We start from the raw sequence: 17307 nt of genomic DNA, 5'->3' as shown, positions 1-17307 counted from the left end.
TGAGCGTCAAATAGCGATGCCCGCCGCTGATGTAAAGGCGGCGGGCATTGCGAGACGGAGGATAGGTCTAGAACAGACCGTTGGAACCGGAGGTGACGGCCTGGTTAGCCTGCGGAGAATTCTTCAAGATTTCCTCCGGCGGCACGTACTGGTCGAGGCCACCGATGACCGAGAAGGTGTCGGCCGGGCCAGTGCCGGGCTTGAAGGCTTCGATGATCGTGTCCGGCTCGCCTTCATAGGCGGCCATGCCGGTCTTGCGGTTGACCGCGATCATGTTCATGCCTTCCGGCACCACGAACTTGCCTGGGCGTGTGCCCTTGATGGCTTCCTGCATAAAATTGTTGAAGATCGGCACAGCAAGGCTGCCGCCGGTCGCGCCGCGGCCGAGCGGGGCCGGGTTGTCGAAGCCGAGGTAGAGGCCGGCAACGAGATCAGGCGTGTAACCCACGAACCAGGCGTCCTTCTCATCATTGGTAGTACCGGTCTTGCCGGCAACCGGGCGATCGAGCGTGATCTTGCCGGCCGCCGTGCCCCTGAGAACTACCCCCTCCATCATCGAGGTGATCTGGTAGGAGGTCATCGGATCGAGAACCTGCTCGCGATTGTCGGTCAGGACAGGCTCTTCCTGGTTACCCCAGTCAGCTGCGTTGCAGTTGTCGCAAGTGCGGTCCTCGTGACGGAAGATCGTCTTGCCGTAGCGATCCTGAATCCGGTCGATCAGCGAAGGTTTGATCTGCTTGCCGCCATTGGCAAGAACCGAATAGGCCGAAACCATGCGCAGAACCGTCGTTTCGCCCGAACCCAGCGACATCGCCAGCAGCGGCGGCATCTTGTCGTATATGCCGAAGCGTTCGGCATATTCGGCAACGATGTTCATGCCCATGTCGTTTGCGAGGCGAACCGTCATCAGGTTACGCGATTTTTCGATGCCGAGGCGCAACGTCGACGGGCCGGCCGAGCCGCCACCATAGTTTTCCGGGCGCCAGACCTGGCCACCGGCGACAATTTCGATCGGCGCATCGAGGATAACGGATGCGGGCGTATAGCCGTTGTCGAGCGCGGCAGCGTAGACGAATGGCTTGAACGACGAACCCGGCTGGCGCATTGCCTGGGTCGCGCGGTTGAACTCCGACTGACCGTAGGAGAAGCCGCCGACCATGGCCAGCACGCGGCCGGTCTGCGGGTCCATCGCGACGAGGCCGCCCTGAACCTTCGGCGGCTGACGCAGGCGGTATTCACCCTTGTCCGCCAGCGGCTCGACATAGACGACGTCGCCCGGGCCCAGGACGCCCTCGGGCGACTTGGCTGACTTGCGCTCGCCGCCGGCCGAGCGATAGGCCCACTGCATGTTCTTTGCGGAGATATGGCCGGTCACGCGCTCCGCGATGATCTTGCCGGACGCTTCCTTGTCCGGCTGAATGCCGATCTCGACACCCTGGCCATCGGCCGAGAGCACGACGGCCAGTTTCCATTCCGGCACGTCGGCCAAGGCAACGACCTTGCCGAGCGGCTCGCCCCAGTCGCCGCCGATCTCGATCGACTTGACTGGACCGTGGAAACCACGGCGCTCGTCATAGCTGAGCAACCCTTCCTGCAGTGCCTTGCGCGCCGCGATCTGCATGCGCGGATCGAGCGAGGTGCGGACCGAAAGGCCGCCCTCATAAAGGGCGTTGTCGCCGTATTTCTGGATGATCTGCCGACGCACTTCCTCGGCGAAGAAATCGGAGGCGAAGAGATGCGCGCCACCGCGGCGCGGATTGACGCCGAGCGGCTGCTTCTTCGCGTCTTCGCCATCCGCCTTGGTGACGTAGCCGTTCTCAACCATGCGGTCGATGACCCAGTTGCGCCGCTCGATCGCAGCATCGGCCTTGCGGTAGGGATGATAGTTGGCCGGGCCCTTTGGCAGAGCCGCCAGGTAGGCGGTCTCGGCAACGGTCAGTTCCGTCACCGATTTGTCGAAATAGGTGAGCGCTGCGCCGGCAATGCCGTAGGAATTGAGGCCGAAGAAGATCTCGTTGAGATAGAGCTCGAGAATACGATCCTTGCTATAGGCCTGCTCGATGCGGAAGGAGAGGATCGCTTCCTTGACCTTACGGTCGATCGTCTGGTCCGACGAGAGCAGGAAGTTCTTGGCGACCTGCTGGGTGATCGTCGACGCGCCGACGGGGCGGCGACCTGATCCGAAATTCTGAAGGTTGACGGCGATGGCGCGAGCAAGCCCGGTGATATCGACGCCGGGGTGCTGATAGAAGTTCTTGTCTTCAGCCGAAATGAACGCCGCCTTGACGCGGTCCGGGATCGCCTGGATCGGCAGATAGAGGCGCCGCTCGCGGGCGTATTCCGCCATCAACGCGCCGTTGCCGGCGTGAAAGCGCGTGGTGACCGGCGGTGAATACTTCGCCAACACCTCGTAATCCGGCAAATCTTTGGTGACGCTGCCGAGATAGATGGCAACGGCCGCGGCGACACCGAGCAGCAAGAACGCACCAATGCCGAAGAAATATCCAATCAGTCTGATCATCAGTCAGATACCGGTACCTTATTATCGTCAATCGCCAGGCCACAAAGACCGATCGAGACGCTTCCCGTCCCATCGGCCCGCATTCCGTCGGCCCGGCCAAACGCTTCCATCAGAAATCGTCTGGCATCGCGGCTACACGCGCCCACCCAGTTCCTCATATGGCGAGGGGCACCGGGCATCAACACTGTTTCCCAACAAATCCGGGCGCAATTCGGGTTAGGTCCCGGATTGTGCGTAAAATAGGGCTTGTTTCCGATTATCGAGTGCGCATCCTGTTGAAAAGCATATCGCTGTTACCGGGGCGACACAAATCACTTCCTTCGCTGCGCCGTCAAACAGATCGTCGCGATCAGACCTCAGCCGCCGTTTGCGACCGCCTGTTCGCGGTAGCGCTTGATGGCAACAGCAAGCAGACCGGACACTTTCTTGCGCCATTCCGGATCGAGCAACAGCTTCTCGTCGTCCATATTCGACATGAATCCGAGCTCGAGCAGGATCGACGGAACATCCGGCGCCTGCAGTACGCGGAAGCCCGCGTGACGGTGCGGATTGTTGATGAGATTGATCTGCCCCTCGAAGGACGACACTACGGTGCGCGCCATGTTGACCGAGAAAGCCTGGGTCTCGCGGCGCGTCAGGTCGATCAGGATATCGGCGACTTCTGCCGGCTCGCTCTGGAGCGGTACGCCGGCGATCTCGTCGGAGAGGTTTTCACGCTGCGCCAGGTCGGCGGCCAGATGGTCGGACGCCTTGTCGGAGATCGTATAGACCGTCGCACCGCGAATGTCCTTCTGCCTGAGCGTGTCGGCATGAATCGAAATGAACAGATTGGCGCCCTTGTTGCGGGCGATCTGCACCCGCTGCGGCAGCGACAGGAAGACATCTTTGTCGCGCGTCAGAAAGGCTTCGATGCCACTTTCACGGTTGAGCGTGGCCACAAGCTCCTGCGCGAAGGCGAGCGTGACATGTTTTTCCTCAGTCTTCGTGCCGCTGCCGATCGCGCCGGTGTCGATGCCGCCGTGGCCCGCATCGATGGCGATCACGAAGGCGCCGCTCTTTTCCGCAGGCACGATTGTCGGCCGATCCGTCTTGGCGGCGACGACCGAGCCGGTCCACTGCTGGTCGCCCAAAAGTGCGTCGAAGCGGGTCTGGTCGACCTTCTCAGCATCGATGACCAGACGATAACTCTTGCCACCCTCCACCTCGATAACTTCAGCGTGGGTGACGGCGATCGGCCCCTTTGCTGACAACACGAGGCGAGAATTGCCGGCGCCCATACCGCCATAACGGATGGCCTCGAACAATCCCCGCGGCTCGAGGCTCTCTGCCTTCAGGCCGAAGGCGGTTTCCGGCAGATCGACGACGACACGTACCGGGTTTGCCACATAATGAATGGAGAAGTCGGGCTTCCGGTCGAACTCGACGACCACCCGAGTGCGCGCATCGTCACCGGCAACCCGTGCGCCGAACGCCAGCAACGGCACGGGCTCGGCCGCGTATGCCATCGGCACAGTCCCAAGCAAAGCGCCTGCCACGAACACTGAAGCCACGACACGCGCGCCGCCGCGCAGCAGTGCCGGCAACAGTGAAGCGTGCATATGAATAGCCCAAGGCTTCACGCCGGTCTCTCCGTCAATCCACGAAATCCGAGCGGCAGATGCGTCGGGCGTCCGCCCGCGCACACCGCGACATCCCTTGATCAATGAACCCTTATGGTTAACCAAAGCTTGACAGCGCTCCTTGAGCAACGCGACCAAGACATCCGATTCGCCGTCTCCCGACCTACTCTACCGGGGCAAGCGAATCGATCATTATTGTGGCGGCACAGGCTTTTCCCTTGCCAATGTGACATAGAAAACATAAAAGCATCACAAGGAGAAAGTGTTGACGGGATAGAATCGTCGGCCGGGCAGCCGGAGCTTTCCAGAGCTTGGCGCCAGGGAGTGATCGAGCCGGAATTGCCGGTTGCAACCGTATCATCTTTCCGCGGCCGCAAGGTGTTCATCCGCCGTCGCTGCATTTCCTCCCCGTACACTGGATCGTAAATTTCCGGCGGTGGCCGGAGTTCTTAGCGGTGATTTTTCACCGGCAAGCCCGCAAGCGGGCGCATTCATCGGGTCTTTATGAGACCTTTGACATTGGCATTCTTGTTTGGTCATTGATGTTGACTCAGCGGTATCGGTCAGAAGTAGAGAGGCCCCGGGACGTAACCGTTCCGGCTGCCATCTGGCTGCTGCACCATCACCTGCACCAGACAGGACCTTTCACATCCGGCGCAACCTCTGACGCGAGTGGCAGTCTTCCCATGGAAGAACGTCTGCCGCCCGTTCCGTTGTCGCGCCGAGGAGCACAACTTAGATGGCAGAGAAAATGCTTATCGATGCGTCTCACTCTGAAGAGACGCGCGTCGTTGTCGTTCGCGGGAACCGCATAGAAGAGTTCGACTTCGAATCGGAACACAAGAAACAGATCCGCGGCAACATCTACCTGGCAAAGGTAACGCGAGTGGAGCCTTCGCTCCAGGCGGCCTTCGTCGACTACGGCGGCAATCGCCACGGGTTCCTGGCCTTCGCCGAAATCCACCCCGACTATTACCAGATCCCCCTCGCCGATCGTCAGGCGCTGTTGAAGGCGGAAGCCGAAGAAGCGCGCCGCGACGACGATGTCGAACACGTCGAAACGGCAACGCCGACGCAGAGCGCGCTCAGCGTGCCTGTCGATCTGGAGATTGCCGCTGAAACGGAAGCCGTCGCGGAAACCACCGAGACGGTAGCCGAAGCAGCCGTCGAGGCCGACGTGCCCGCCGAGAAGCCCAAGGCAAAGCCGAAGCGCCCGCGCCGCACGAAGGCGAAAATCGCCGAAGAGGCCGCTGCAACTGCAGCAACCGAAGCGGCGGATGCAGGCGAAGAAGGCAATGGCGGCGAGATGGCCGCCATGGTCGACACCGATTCGATCTCCGAGGATGTCGACAGCCGTCGTCGCCGCGATGACGACGACGACGATGACGACAGCCATGACGGCGAGAAGGAAATCATCGAATCCGTCGGCGCTGAAGACGCTATGGAAGAGGTTCCGGATCGCCAGGTGCGCAAGCCGCGCAAGCAGTACCGCATCCAGGAAGTCATCAAGCGCCGCCAGATCCTGCTCGTTCAGGTCGCCAAGGAAGAACGTGGCAACAAGGGCGCAGCGCTGACGACCTACCTGTCGCTTGCCGGTCGCTACTCGGTATTGATGCCGAACACGGCACGTGGCGGCGGCATTTCCCGCAAGATCACCAACCTGCAGGACCGCAAGCGTCTGAAGGAAATTGCGCGTGGCCTCGAAGTGCCGCAGGGCATGGGAGTCATTCTGCGCACGGCCGGTGCCAACCGCACCAAGGTCGAGATCAAGCGCGACTTCGAGTATCTGATGCGCCTTTGGGAGAACGTCCGCACGCTGACGCTCAACTCGACTGCCCCCTGCCTCGTTTACGAGGAAGGCAGCCTGATCAAGCGCTCGATCCGCGACCTCTACAACAAGGACATCAGCGAGATCGTCGTTTCCGGCGAGGAAGGCTACAAGGAAGCCAAGGGCTTCATGAAGATGCTGATGCCGAGCCACGCCAAGGTGGTTCAGCCTTACCGCGACGTGCACCCGATATTCTCGCGCTCCGGCATCGAAGCGCAGCTTGATCGCATGCTGCAGCCGCAGGTAACGCTGAAGTCGGGCGGCTACATCATCATCAACCAGACGGAAGCCCTGGTTTCGATCGACGTCAATTCCGGTCGTTCGACGCGCGAGCATTCGATCGAGGACACGGCACTTCAGACGAACCTCGAAGCCGCAGAAGAAGTCGCCCGCCAGTTGCGCCTTCGCGACCTTGCCGGCCTGGTCGTCATCGACTTCATCGACATGGAAGAAAAGCGGAACAACCGCTCGGTCGAGAAGCGGCTGAAGGATTGCCTGAAGAACGATCGCGCCCGCATCCAGGTCGGCCGCATCTCGCATTTCGGTCTGCTCGAAATGTCGCGCCAGCGCATTCGCGCTTCGGTTCTCGAAAGCACGATGCAGACCTGCCCTCATTGCAACGGCACGGGTCACGTCCGCTCGCAGTCTTCGGTCGCGTTGCATGTGCTGCGCGGCATCGAAGAGCATCTGCTCAAGAACACCACCCACAACATCACCGTTCGCACGATCCCCGATATCGCGCTCTATCTGCTCAACCAGAAGCGCGGCACGATCATGGATTACGAACAGCGCTTCGGCGTCTCGATCATCATCGAGGCTGACGGCCATGTCGGCGCACAGCACTTTGCGATCGACCGCGGCGAGCCGGTTGAAAACCCCGTCAAGATCGAACAGATCCTGCACTTCGAGCCGGAGCCAGAGGACGACGACATCGTGATCGAAGAGGATCTCGATGAGGAAGAGGCAGAAGAAGTTGTCGTCGAACAGCGCCAGGAGCAGCCGAAGGCCGCCGCCCAGGCCGATGACCAGAACGGCCGCAAGCGCAAGCGCCGCCGCCGTCGTCGCGGCAAGGGCAGCCAGCAGGCCGAAGGCGCTGCCGCACAGGAAGGCGATTCTGCAGACGATGCTGACGACGCCGCCGAAACCGATGGTGACGAGGACGAAAACGATACGGATGCGCTGACCGCCGACGGCGAACAAAAGCGCAAGCGTCGCCGTCGCGGCAAGCGTGGCGGTCGCCGCAATCGCCCGGAACTGGGCGAAGGTGAAGTCGAAGGCGAGGAGCAGGCTGCTGCATCCGGCGACGACGAAGCGGGCGAGCAAGGCGACGTCGAAGCACCGGCGGAAGCCGAGGTTGAAGCGGTAGCCGTGGTTGCCGAAGCCGAGATCGTCGCGGAAGAGGTGGAACCGGTCGTCGAAAAGGCCGCCAAGCCGAAGCGCACACGCAAGAAAGCCGTTAAGGCCGAGGAGCCTGTCGTCAGTGCCGACGAGGCAGCGCAGACTGCGGTCGAAGCCCAGCCGGAGGCGGCTGAGCCCGTTCCCGCGGTTGCCGAAGAAGCGGCCGCTGATCTCGAAGAAGGCAAGCCTGCACGGGCAAACCGCGACCTTTCGACGATCGCGTCAGAACCGGTGCTGACCTCGACGGTCACGAACAAGAACGAAGGCACCGAAGAAGACCAGTCCAAGCCCAAGAAGGGCGGATGGTGGCAGCGCCGCGGCTTCTTCTAAGCCACATCTGAACCTCGGAAGAACAGAAAAGCCCGGACCTTGGTCCGGGCTTTTTCGTTTCCGTTTGGCGACAACTGCAACCGCCTATTTGGCTGCAAGTTTGAATCAGGGGCCTCTCAAAGAGAGTCCGGCAACGGCGGCAAGCCGCTGAAACAACTGAGGATCAGGCAATCCAACGGGCGATCCGGTCCATCGCTTCGTTCATGTCGGCTGTCGATCCGGCATAGGAGAACCGCATCGTACGATGCCCTTCAAGCGGATCGAAATCGAAGCCGGGCGTTGCTGCCACGTTGATTTCGGCCAGCATCCGGCGGGCAAACGCCATGCTGTCGTTGGTAAAGCGGCTAACATCCGCATAGGCGTAGAAGGCACCATCCATCGGTGACGCGATCGACAAGCCGATCTCCGGCAGGCGCCTCAGCAGCATGTCGCGATTGGCCGCGTAGGCCGCCTTGTAGCCGTCGAGTTCTATCTGTGCACCGAGTGCCGCCTCCGCCGCAATCTGCGACAATTCCGGCGGCGAGATGTAGAGGCTCTGGGCGATGCGCTCAAAACCGCGAACCTGCGCTTCCGGCAGCACCATCCAGCCGATCCGCCAACCCGTCATGCAATAATATTTGGAGAAGGAGTTGATGACGACGACGTCGTCGGTCAGCTCCAGAGCGCTTGCCTCTTCGCCGGCGAAGGTCAGCCCGTGATAGATTTCGTCGGAGATGAAGGCGATGTTTTCGGCGCGACAATAGTCGGCCAGCGCCTTGAGACCCGCCCTGCCCGTGACCGTTCCCGTCGGGTTGGCCGGGCTTGCCAGAAGAACCCCCTTCAGCGGCCGCCCTACCTTCGCGGCTGCGCGCGCCAGATTTTCCGGCGTCAGCGTGAAGCCGCTCTCGGCATTGGCTTCCACCTCGACGACCGTCAGGCCGAGCGCTGCGAGAATGTTACGGTAGGCGGGATAGCCGGGCCGGGCGATCGCCACGCAATCGCCGGGATCGAAGAGCGCGAGGAAGGCAAGATTGAAGCCGGCTGACGATCCGGTGGTTACCGCAATGCGTTGTGGGTCGAGCGCGATACCATGCCGCTTCTGATAGTGGTGGGCGATCGCGGTTCGCAGCGACAACGTGCCAAGCGCATCGGTGTAGCCGAGCCGACCATGCTCGAGCGCCTTGCGCGCCGCATCCAAGGCGGCTTTCGGCGCAGGGTGCGCTGGTTGCCCGACCGCCATTGAAATCACCGGGTGGCCGGCGTCACGTCGGCGCGTCGCCTCTGCCAGTACATCCATGGCATGAAACGGTTCGACGGCGCTGCGGTTCGACAATTCTACCAAGGCAATATCCTCAAGAAGCGGCCTATACCAACCCGCGTTGATACGACATGCCGCCCCTTTGCCCGATCGCTTAAAGCTTCACAAGTGCGCGAGCGCCGTATTTCCGCCGATTTTGCCGTTTCGTTTCGCCGGGGCCCACCCTATGCTGCCCGCGTGTTGCGGTGTTGGAGATTCCTGTTGTCTTTTACAAGCGCGCATTGACGCCGTATCGCGACATAGACGACAGACAGGGCAGGCAGAGACAACGAGGTAGAAATGAATTTCAGCACGAAAATGATTGCCGCCGGAACGATTGCCGCGTTCATGGCAGGCGTCAGCTTGCCGCAAAGCGCACTCGCACTCGACCAGAAACAGAAGGAAGAGTTTGGCGCCTTCATCAAGGAATATCTGCTCGCAAATCCGGAAATCATGCTCGACGTCCAGGAGGCGCTTGCAACCAAGCAGCGCGCCAAGCAGCAGGAAGCGGCGGAAGGTGCGATCACCGAAAACAAGAAGGCGATCTTCAACTCCGACTACGACATGGTGCTGGGCAATCCGGACGGCGACGTCACGGTCGTCGAGTTCTACGACTACAACTGTGGTTACTGCAAACGTGCGCTGACGGACATGGACGAGATCCTGTCGAAGGACAAGAACATCCGCTTCGTGCTGAAGGAACTGCCGATCCTCGGCCCGGATTCGCTGGCAGCCCACAAGGTCAGTGCTGCCTTCCGGCTGGTCGCGCCCGAGAAGTACGGCGAGTTCCACCGGGCCCTGCTCGGCGGCGAGGACCGCGCAACTGAGGAAACGGCGATTGCCGTTGCCGGCAAGCTCGGCGTCACCGAAAAGCAGCTGCGTGAGAAGATGGAGAAAGAGCCGCATGACGCGGCCGTGCGCGAGGCCTACACCCTTGCCAACGACCTCGGCATCACCGGCACGCCGTCCTACGTGATCGGCAACGAGGCCGTGTTCGGCGCAGTCGGCGCCGAGGAAATCAGCGCCAAGGTGGCCAATATGCGCAGCTGCGGCAAGACCGCCTGCTGACCGCCCGCATTGGACGATCTGTCCCAACTGTGGACAAATCCCGCGAGGACCCAAAGGGCTTTTCCTCGCGGGACCATCAGTCTATAGGTAACCCTCTATCACTGGACCGGAATCCCGCATGCCCACCAAAATTTTCGTGCTGAACGGCCCCAACCTGAATGCGCTCGGCAAGCGCGAACCGGGGATCTATGGCGGCCAGACACTCGCCGACATCGAGGCGATGTGCACCACGGAAGGCAAGGCATTGGGACTGGAAGTCGATTTCCGGCAATCCAACCATGAAGGCACGCTCGTGGACTGGCTGCATGAGGCCGGTGAAAAGGCGGCAGGTGTCGCGATCAATCCAGCGGCCTACGGCCATACGTCGATCGCGCTGCACGATGCCATCCGCGCGATCGGCATCCCGGTGGTCGAACTGCATCTTTCCAACATCCACGCGCGTGAAGAATTCCGCCACAAGTCGATGATTGCCCCGGCGGTCAAAGGCGTCATCTGCGGTTTCGGCGCGCAGAGTTACATTCTGGCGCTGCATGCGCTAAAGAACCTGACAGAAACGTCGAAATAAAAAGAACACGAGGCTCATATCCCATGGCTGACAAGAAACCCGGTATCGACCAAGCGCTGATCCGCGATCTCGCCAATATCCTGAACGACACCGATCTCACCGAGATCGAAGTGGAGCAGGAAGACCTTCGCATCCGCGTATCGCGCGCCGGCACGCCTGTCGCCGTCTCGATGCCGACCTACCAGGCCCAGCCGGCAGTTCACGCTGCGCAGCCCGTTGCGGCTGCCGCTCCGGCCGAGACCAGCCGCAACTCCAAGAACGCCCTCACGGCCCCGATGGTCGGCACGGCCTACCTTGCGCCGGCTCCAGGCGCCCGCCCGTTCATCGAGGTCGGTACCGTGGTCAAGGAAGGCCAGACCGTCCTGATCATCGAAGCGATGAAGACCATGAACCAGATCCCTGCCCCGCGTTCGGGCAAGGTGACCGAAATCTTCGTCCAGGACGCAGCCCCCGTCGAGTATGGCGAGCCGCTGATCGTAATCGAATAAGGCGGCGCTGCGATGATCTCGAAAATTCTCATTGCCAATCGCGGCGAAATCGCCCTTCGCGTGCTGCGCGCCTGTAAAGAGCTCGGCATTGCGACGGTGGCCGTCCATTCCACGGCCGACAGCGACGCCATGCACGTGCGCCTCGCCGACGAAAGCGTCTGCATCGGTCCTCCGCCGTCGCGCGATAGCTATCTGAACATTCACCAGATCGTCGCCGCCTGCGAAATCACTGGCGCTGATGCCGTGCATCCGGGCTACGGCTTCCTGTCGGAAAACGCCAAGTTCGCCGAAATTCTCGATGCGCACGACATCACCTTCATCGGCCCGACGGCGGAACATATCCGCATCATGGGCGACAAGATCACCGCCAAGAAGACGGCGCAGGAGCTTGGCATCCCCGTGGTTCCGGGCTCGGACGGCGAAGTGAGGCCGGAAAATGCGCTCGAAGTCGCGCGCCAGATTGGTTTCCCGGTTCTGATCAAGGCGACTGCTGGCGGCGGCGGTCGCGGCATGAAGGTCGCAAGGACCGAGGCTGACCTCGACGAGGCTGTGTCAACCGCTCGTTCCGAGGCGCTCGCGGCCTTCGGTAATGACGCGGTCTATATGGAGAAGTTTCTCGGCAGGCCGCGCCACATCGAAATCCAGATCGTCGGCGACGGCGAAGGCAATGCCATCCATCTCGGCGAGCGCGACTGCTCCTTGCAGCGACGCCACCAGAAGGTCTGGGAAGAGGCAAATTCCCCTGCCCTTAACGTCGAACAGCGCATGAAGATCGGCCAGGTTTGCGCCGATGCCATGAAGAAGCTGAAGTACCGCGGCGCAGGCACGATCGAGTTCCTCTACGAGAACGGCGAGTTCTATTTCATCGAAATGAACACCCGCCTTCAGGTGGAGCATCCGATCACCGAAGCAATCACCGGCATTGACCTTGTGCACGAACAGATCCGTGTCGCATCGGGCGGCGGGCTTTCGGTCAAGCAGGAAGACATCGTGTTTTCCGGCCACGCGATCGAGTGCCGCATCAATGCCGAAGATCCGCGTACCTTCGTCCCCTCGCCGGGCACGATCACGCATTTCCACGCACCAGGCGGTCTCGGCGTTCGTGTCGATTCGGGCGCCTATCAGGGCTACCGGATCCCGCCTTACTACGACAGCTTGATCGGCAAGCTTATCGTGCATGGCCGCACACGTGTCGAATGCATGATGCGCCTTCGTCGCGTGCTTGACGAGTTCGTCATCGACGGCATCAAGACGACGCTGCCGCTATTCCAGGACCTGATCAACAATCAGGATATCGCGAACGGCGAATACGACATCCATTGGCTGGAGCACCATCTGGCCACTACGTCCGAATAGGACCGTGCATTGAAAGGGACGCGCAGCAAGCAACCCGACGTAACACCGGACATGCTGCTGCGCGCCTATTCCATAGGCCTGTTTCCAATGGCCGATTCGGCAGATGACCCGGAGCTTTTCTGGGTCGAGCCGGAAATTCGCGGCGTCATCCCGCTTGATGGCTTTCACATCTCGCGCAGTCTCGCAAAGACAATCCGCAAGAGCCACTTCGACATCCGCTTCAACACTGCCTTTGGGGCCGTCATGGAAGGCTGCGCCGCGCCGGCGCCTGATCGCCCGACCACCTGGATCAACACCAAGATCCGCAGCCTCTACGCCACCCTTCACTCCATGGGCTACGCACACAGTGTCGAAGCCTGGGAGGACGACGTGCTGGTCGGCGGCCTTTACGGCGTCTCTCTGGGCTCGGCATTCTTCGGCGAAAGCATGTTTTCCCGACGCACGAACGCTTCAAAGATCTGCCTCGTGCATCTGGTGGAGCGCCTCCGTGCCAGAGGCTTTGAACTGCTGGACACCCAGTTCACTACCGAGCATCTCAAATCCTTCGGCGCGATCGATGTGCCGAAAGCCGAGTACGAGATCATGCTCGCCAACGCGATGAACTCGCCCGATCTATCGTTTTGAGCGCATGGCCGATATGGGCCATCCCCACCGGGACCTGTATTTCGCGGACCCTTTCATCCAGGTTCAGACCTTTCGGGCGGCGTGCAGCGCCGCGTGCCAAATAAAGCGCTTCCGTTCGCAAACAGAGTCACGCAAGCGCTCTATCTCTTTGTTTTTATGCATTTCCTGACGGGAAGCCGCTTCGCACGTTCGTTGGAAAAGCTTTCGGTGGTCCGTTTTGATCGCGGCAAGGTCGGTGCAGACATCCAGCAAGACGAAGCGGGCGCACCCCGTTATGACTCGCCGCTCGCTGCACGGGCGCGAGAGTCGCGGGCGTTTCAAAGACAGGCCGAGGACAGGAAAATTTGATTGAGGGTATCGCTGCCGCTTTCGAGCGCGACAGCCAAGACAACGCTATTTCTTGGAGGCGGTGTCTGGCGGTGGCAACTCGGAGGTTGCCTTGCAGGACTGCAGCCAGACGTCATAGACGGGGTGTTCGACGGCATTCAGACCAGGACTGTCGGCGAACATCCAGCCGGTGAAGATCCGCCTGATCTTGCGGTCGAGCGTGATCTCGTCGACTTCGACGAAGGTCGTGATCTTCTGAGCTTCGGTGTCGTCCCTGTTATAGCAGACGCGCGGCGTTACCTGCAGGGCGCCGAACTGGACGGTCTCGCCGATATAGACGTCAAACGTCGTGATGCGGCCGGTGATCTTGTCGATGCCGGAAAACACGGCGACGGCGTTGTTTATCCGCGCGGCCTCGGCCGTACCGGTCGAGGAAACCATCGGCAGCGCGGCAAGCGCGGCGACACAGAGCCGGCTCGACATCTGGCCGATTGTTTTCCGCAGATAAGAACCCGCCATTCCCGCCTGTCTCCCGCGCGCTTCGCATTCACCGTTGATGGATATCAGGCGCTAAACATGAAATGTGGCCGCCCCGTGGTCACTGGACCATTTCACGGGCGGCGCGCCTTGTCCGACGACAAGCGTCTCAGGAACCCGGCGTCCAGGCGTCGTAGTCGCCCGTCACACGCGGACGTGCTCCAGCACCTGCGATCGAACCCTGCGGACGGTAGGCGTTGGCCGTACCGGTCGGGTTCGGGCGATGCGGCTTCTGCCACTCGCGTGCGACGTATTTTTCGTCTGCAGGCGAAACGTCGGTGCGATGATGCATCCAGCCGTGCCAGCCGGCCGGAATGGCAGAGGCTTCCGCATAACCGTTGTAAATCACCCAGCGGCGCGTACGGCCTTCGGAGTCCTTGCCGCCCTGATAATAGACGTTGCCGAGCTCGTCTTCGCCGACACGTTGACCGTTACGCCAGGTATGAAACCGCGTTCCGATCGTCTGTTGGTTCCACCAGGTGAAAATCTGCAGCAGGAGCTTCATGGATGCCGTCCTCAACCGACCGTTGGGAAGGCGGCCGGATACCAAAACTATGTCCCCGCTTATGCCCCGCTACTCCCGGCTTGTCCAGTGATTCCGAGGCGAGCACGGTCATTTCAACCGCATGTGAAAGCCGAAATGGCTGCGCACAAAACCGAGACGCGCGTAGAAGCGATGCGCAGCCGTTCGCGTCGCATTCGAGGAGAGTTGCACCTTTCCTGCCCCCTCCTCGCGCGCACGCTCGATCGCGTGGCGCATCATGCACGCGCCAATGCCGCGGCCGCGCATGTCTTCTCGGGTTTGCACCGCCTCGATCACCAGTCTCGGCTGGCCGCGCCCAGGAAGAGACGTCAATAATGCCGTCTGGAAAGTCCCGACCACTTCTTCACCGAGGCGGGCAACATAAAGCATCTGAAGTGGCGATGCTTCGATCCGCGCGAAAGCGGCGAGATAGTCAGCGAAAGCCTCAGGCTCGGTCGTATCTCCGTGTCCGCCAACCTCGTCAGCGGCAAAGAGCGAGATGATGGCAGGAAGATCCGCCAGTTCGGCCTTGCGGATCTCGAAGTCAGTTGTCGGGTCCATGTAGCCTCTCGAGGCTTGGCAATGAGCGCCAAGCGTCAATCATCACAAGGCAACAGGTTCGTGACAGCGACATTGCTCCGCGCTTTTTTCCACGGAACAAAGCCACGGCCGTAAATCTATAGCCCCAACGTCAGAAGGAAGGGCGTGTCAAACCAGCGGCTTTTCGAGGATGAGTGCCGGAAGTCCCGATTGATCGTCGCCGCAATTGCTGGTTTGACCGACTTCGGAAAAGCCGTGAGCCTGGTAGAATGCGAGGGCATGAAGGTTTTGCGCTTCGACTTCGACCCGCATACGTTCGGCGTCGGGGAAGCAGGTTTCGAGTTCGGCGAAAATGTCGCGTCCGATGCCCTGCCTCTGGAGTTTCGGCAGAACGTAAAGCTGGTGGAGCACAACGGTCTTCTTCAACGTATCGGACATGGCCGCATAGCCCATGCCACCGATGCTGCGACCGTCGTCGGCGACGAGGAACTCCGCGTTCTTGCGCTCCAGCCGGGCTTTGAGCGCCGGCAGCGAATGCCAGCGCCCTGTCAGTTCGTTGACCTTCTCCACGCCATAGAAGGTGTCATAGGTCGCATGCCACGTCTCGACGAGCAGCGCGCGAACCTTTTCCAGATCGCGCTCGCTCGCCGTGCGGACGAAGAACATCGTTTATTCCTCGATGCCGAGCTTGGCCTTGACCAGAGCCTGGACGGCCTGCGGGTTGGCCTTGCCACCGGTCGACTTCATCACCTGGCCGACGAACCAGCCGGCCAGCGACGGCTTTGCCTGAACCTTGGCGACCTGATCCGGGTTGGCGGCGATGATCTCGTCGACTGCCTTCTCGATGGCGCCGGTGTCCGTCACCTGCTTCATGCCGCGCGCTTCGACGATCTCCGCGGGATTTCCGCCTTCGTTCCAGACTATTTCGAAGAGATCCTTGGCAATTTTGCCGGAAATCGTCTCGGCCTTGATGAGATCGATGATGCCGCCGAGCTGAGCGGGGGAAACCGGAGTCTCTTCAATGGCTTTGCCGGCTTTGTTCAAGGCGCCGAGCAGGTCGTTGATAACCCAGTTTGCGGCGATCTTGCCGTCACGGCCCTCGGCCACGGCCTCGAAATAATCGGCAATCGACTTTTCGGATACGAGCACCGAGGCGTCATAGACCGACAGGCCCATGTCGCTGACAAAGCGTTCCTTCTTGTCGTCAGGCAGTTCCGGCAGGTCGGCCTTTAGCGCATCGACGAAGGCCTGGTCGAACTCGAGCGGCAGCAGATCCGGATCCGGGAAGTAGCGGTAGTCGTGCGCATCTTCCTTCGAGCGCATCGAGCGCGTCTCGCCCTTGTTCGGGTCAAACAGACGCGTTTCCTGGTCGATGGAACCACCATCTTCGAGAATGCCGATCTGGCGTCGCGCTTCGTACTCGATCGCCTGACCGATGAAGCGGATGGAGTTGACATTCTTGATTTCGCAGCGCGTGCCAAAGCCTTCACCGGGGCGGCGGACAGAGACGTTGACGTCGGCGCGCATCGAGCCTTCGTCCATGTTGCCATCGCAGGTGCCGAGATAGCGCACGATCGAACGCAGCTTGGTCATATAGGCCTTGGCCTCGTCGGACGACCGCATGTCGGGCTTGGAGACGATTTCCATCAGCGCGACGCCAGAGCGGTTGAGGTCGACATAGGACATCGACGGATGCTGGTCGTGCATGGACTTGCCCGCGTCCTGCTCGAGATGCAGGCGCTCGATGCCGATCTCGACGTCTTCGAACTGCCCCTGGCGATCGGGCCCGACGGAAATGATGATCTTGCCTTCGCCGACGATCGGGTCCTTGAACTGCGAGATCTGATAGCCCTGCGGCAGGTCGGGGTAGAAATAGTTCTTACGGTCGAAGATCGAGCGATTGTTGATCACGGCCTTGAGGCCGAGGCCGGTGCGCACCGCCTGCTTGACGCATTCCTCGTTGATGACGGGCAACATGCCAGGCATGGCCGCGTCGACCAGCGACACATTGGCGTTCGCCGGCTTGCCGAATTCGGTCGATGCACCCGAAAAGAGCTTCGAATTGGAAAGCACCTGGGCATGGACCTCCATGCCGATGATGACCTCCCAGTCGCCGGTGGCGCCAGGGATGAAGCGTTTGGAATCGGGAGTGCGGACGTCGACAATGCTCATATCATGCTCTTCTTTGAAGCCTGAATTCTTGGTTTCTCGGTAGAGCAATTGCCGCAATGGTGCAAGTTGTTAGGCGCGATCAGCCATCCCGCGATGACGGGGCGCACGGTTTAACCGCCGCTTAGCGCCTCCCAT

General features: G+C 60.9%; 15 protein-coding genes. 7 read left to right on the top strand and 8 right to left on the bottom strand.

Going from position 1 to position 17307, the window contains the following annotated elements:
- Positions 1-67: 67 nt before the first annotated feature.
- Both AC244_RS01635 and AC244_RS01630 read right to left on the bottom strand, forming a co-directional pair.
- The gene (locus AC244_RS01635) at positions 68-2521 is read right to left on the bottom strand and encodes a penicillin-binding protein 1A (protein ID WP_053247096.1); all 2454 of its coding nucleotides are present in this window, start codon (positions 2519-2521) and stop codon (positions 68-70) included.
- Positions 2522-2877: 356 nt separating this feature from the next.
- Positions 2878-4026: an N-acetylmuramoyl-L-alanine amidase gene (locus AC244_RS01630; protein WP_234716842.1), complete on the bottom strand. Its 1149-nt coding sequence runs from the start codon at positions 4024-4026 to the stop codon at positions 2878-2880.
- 853 nt (positions 4027-4879) lie between these two features.
- Here AC244_RS01630 and AC244_RS01625 point away from each other — a divergent pair.
- Positions 4880-7696, top strand: coding sequence for an Rne/Rng family ribonuclease (locus AC244_RS01625; protein WP_053247095.1), 2817 nt, complete (start codon positions 4880-4882; stop codon positions 7694-7696).
- A gap of 163 nt (positions 7697-7859) precedes the next feature.
- Here AC244_RS01625 and AC244_RS01620 read toward each other — a convergent pair whose 3' ends face one another.
- Positions 7860-8972 carry a pyridoxal phosphate-dependent aminotransferase gene (locus AC244_RS01620; RefSeq protein ID WP_053247636.1) on the bottom strand — a complete coding sequence of 371 codons (1113 nt, stop codon included), beginning with the start codon at positions 8970-8972 and terminating at the stop codon, positions 7860-7862.
- Positions 8973-9272: 300 nt separating this feature from the next.
- Between AC244_RS01620 and AC244_RS01615 the strand changes: the two genes are divergently transcribed.
- From AC244_RS01615 to AC244_RS01590, 6 genes are all read left to right on the top strand, one after another.
- On the top strand, positions 9273-10040 hold the full coding sequence (locus AC244_RS01615; protein WP_053247094.1) for a DsbA family protein: 768 nt from the start codon (positions 9273-9275) through the stop codon (positions 10038-10040).
- A 118-nt stretch (positions 10041-10158) separates the two neighbouring features.
- A complete protein-coding gene (gene aroQ / locus AC244_RS01610; RefSeq protein ID WP_053247093.1) occupies positions 10159-10605 on the top strand; it encodes a type II 3-dehydroquinate dehydratase in 447 nt (148 codons plus the stop codon).
- Between the two features lie 23 nt (positions 10606-10628).
- Positions 10629-11093, top strand: coding sequence for an acetyl-CoA carboxylase biotin carboxyl carrier protein (gene accB / locus AC244_RS01605; RefSeq protein WP_053247092.1), 465 nt, complete (start codon positions 10629-10631; stop codon positions 11091-11093).
- 12 nt (positions 11094-11105) lie between these two features.
- A complete protein-coding gene (gene accC, locus AC244_RS01600; protein WP_053247091.1) occupies positions 11106-12449 on the top strand; it encodes an acetyl-CoA carboxylase biotin carboxylase subunit in 1344 nt (447 codons plus the stop codon).
- 9 nt (positions 12450-12458) lie between these two features.
- Positions 12459-13073: a leucyl/phenylalanyl-tRNA--protein transferase gene (aat, locus tag AC244_RS01595; protein ID WP_053247090.1), complete on the top strand. Its 615-nt coding sequence runs from the start codon at positions 12459-12461 to the stop codon at positions 13071-13073.
- Positions 13074-13166: 93 nt separating this feature from the next.
- Complete coding sequence (locus AC244_RS01590; protein WP_152975810.1) at positions 13167-13421, top strand: hypothetical protein; 255 nt, start codon at positions 13167-13169, stop codon at positions 13419-13421.
- 45 nt (positions 13422-13466) lie between these two features.
- Here AC244_RS01590 and AC244_RS01585 read toward each other — a convergent pair whose 3' ends face one another.
- From AC244_RS01585 to gatB, 5 genes are all read right to left on the bottom strand, one after another.
- Positions 13467-13919, bottom strand: coding sequence for a DUF2155 domain-containing protein (locus AC244_RS01585; RefSeq protein WP_053247088.1), 453 nt, complete (start codon positions 13917-13919; stop codon positions 13467-13469).
- A 127-nt stretch (positions 13920-14046) separates the two neighbouring features.
- Positions 14047-14442, bottom strand: a complete 396-nt coding sequence (locus tag AC244_RS01580) for an NADH:ubiquinone oxidoreductase subunit NDUFA12 (RefSeq protein WP_053247087.1) — start codon at positions 14440-14442, stop codon at positions 14047-14049.
- Positions 14443-14550: 108 nt separating this feature from the next.
- Positions 14551-15021 carry a GNAT family N-acetyltransferase gene (locus AC244_RS01575; protein WP_053247086.1) on the bottom strand — a complete coding sequence of 157 codons (471 nt, stop codon included), beginning with the start codon at positions 15019-15021 and terminating at the stop codon, positions 14551-14553.
- Positions 15022-15168: 147 nt separating this feature from the next.
- Positions 15169-15666, bottom strand: coding sequence for a GNAT family N-acetyltransferase (locus tag AC244_RS01570; RefSeq protein ID WP_053247085.1), 498 nt, complete (start codon positions 15664-15666; stop codon positions 15169-15171).
- Positions 15667-15669: 3 nt separating this feature from the next.
- The gene (gene gatB / locus AC244_RS01565) at positions 15670-17172 is read right to left on the bottom strand and encodes an Asp-tRNA(Asn)/Glu-tRNA(Gln) amidotransferase subunit GatB (protein ID WP_053247084.1); all 1503 of its coding nucleotides are present in this window, start codon (positions 17170-17172) and stop codon (positions 15670-15672) included.
- Positions 17173-17307 lie beyond the last annotated feature (135 nt).

The organism is Ensifer adhaerens, assembly GCF_001270265.1.
GTDB classification, from domain to species: Bacteria; Pseudomonadota; Alphaproteobacteria; order Rhizobiales; family Rhizobiaceae; genus Ensifer; species Ensifer adhaerens_B.
Note: the sequence above shows the minus strand (reverse complement) of the source record. Positions and strands in the feature narration are given on the sequence as shown.

Bases quoted from the DNA above. Each gene is read 5' to 3' on its own strand.
- AC244_RS01630 (WP_234716842.1), bottom strand. From the start codon at position 4,026: ATGGCATACGCGGCCGAGCCCGTGCCGTTGCTGGCGTTCGGCGCACGG.
- AC244_RS01570 (WP_053247085.1), bottom strand. From the start codon at position 15,666: ATGTTCTTCGTCCGCACGGCGAGCGAGCGCGATCTGGAAAAGGTTCGC.
- gatB (WP_053247084.1), bottom strand. From the start codon at position 17,172: ATGAGCATTGTCGACGTCCGCACTCCCGATTCCAAACGCTTCATCCCT.
- AC244_RS01635 (WP_053247096.1), bottom strand. From the start codon at position 2,521: ATGATCAGACTGATTGGATATTTCTTCGGCATTGGTGCGTTCTTGCTG.
- AC244_RS01625 (WP_053247095.1), top strand. From the start codon at position 4,880: ATGGCAGAGAAAATGCTTATCGATGCGTCTCACTCTGAAGAGACGCGC.
- AC244_RS01580 (WP_053247087.1), bottom strand. From the start codon at position 14,442: ATGAAGCTCCTGCTGCAGATTTTCACCTGGTGGAACCAACAGACGATC.
- AC244_RS01620 (WP_053247636.1), bottom strand. From the start codon at position 8,972: ATGGATGTACTGGCAGAGGCGACGCGCCGACGTGACGCCGGCCACCCG.
- AC244_RS01615 (WP_053247094.1), top strand. From the start codon at position 9,273: ATGAATTTCAGCACGAAAATGATTGCCGCCGGAACGATTGCCGCGTTC.
- AC244_RS01585 (WP_053247088.1), bottom strand. From the start codon at position 13,919: ATGGCGGGTTCTTATCTGCGGAAAACAATCGGCCAGATGTCGAGCCGG.
- aroQ (WP_053247093.1), top strand. From the start codon at position 10,159: ATGCCCACCAAAATTTTCGTGCTGAACGGCCCCAACCTGAATGCGCTC.
- accB (WP_053247092.1), top strand. From the start codon at position 10,629: ATGGCTGACAAGAAACCCGGTATCGACCAAGCGCTGATCCGCGATCTC.
- AC244_RS01575 (WP_053247086.1), bottom strand. From the start codon at position 15,021: ATGGACCCGACAACTGACTTCGAGATCCGCAAGGCCGAACTGGCGGAT.
- accC (WP_053247091.1), top strand. From the start codon at position 11,106: ATGATCTCGAAAATTCTCATTGCCAATCGCGGCGAAATCGCCCTTCGC.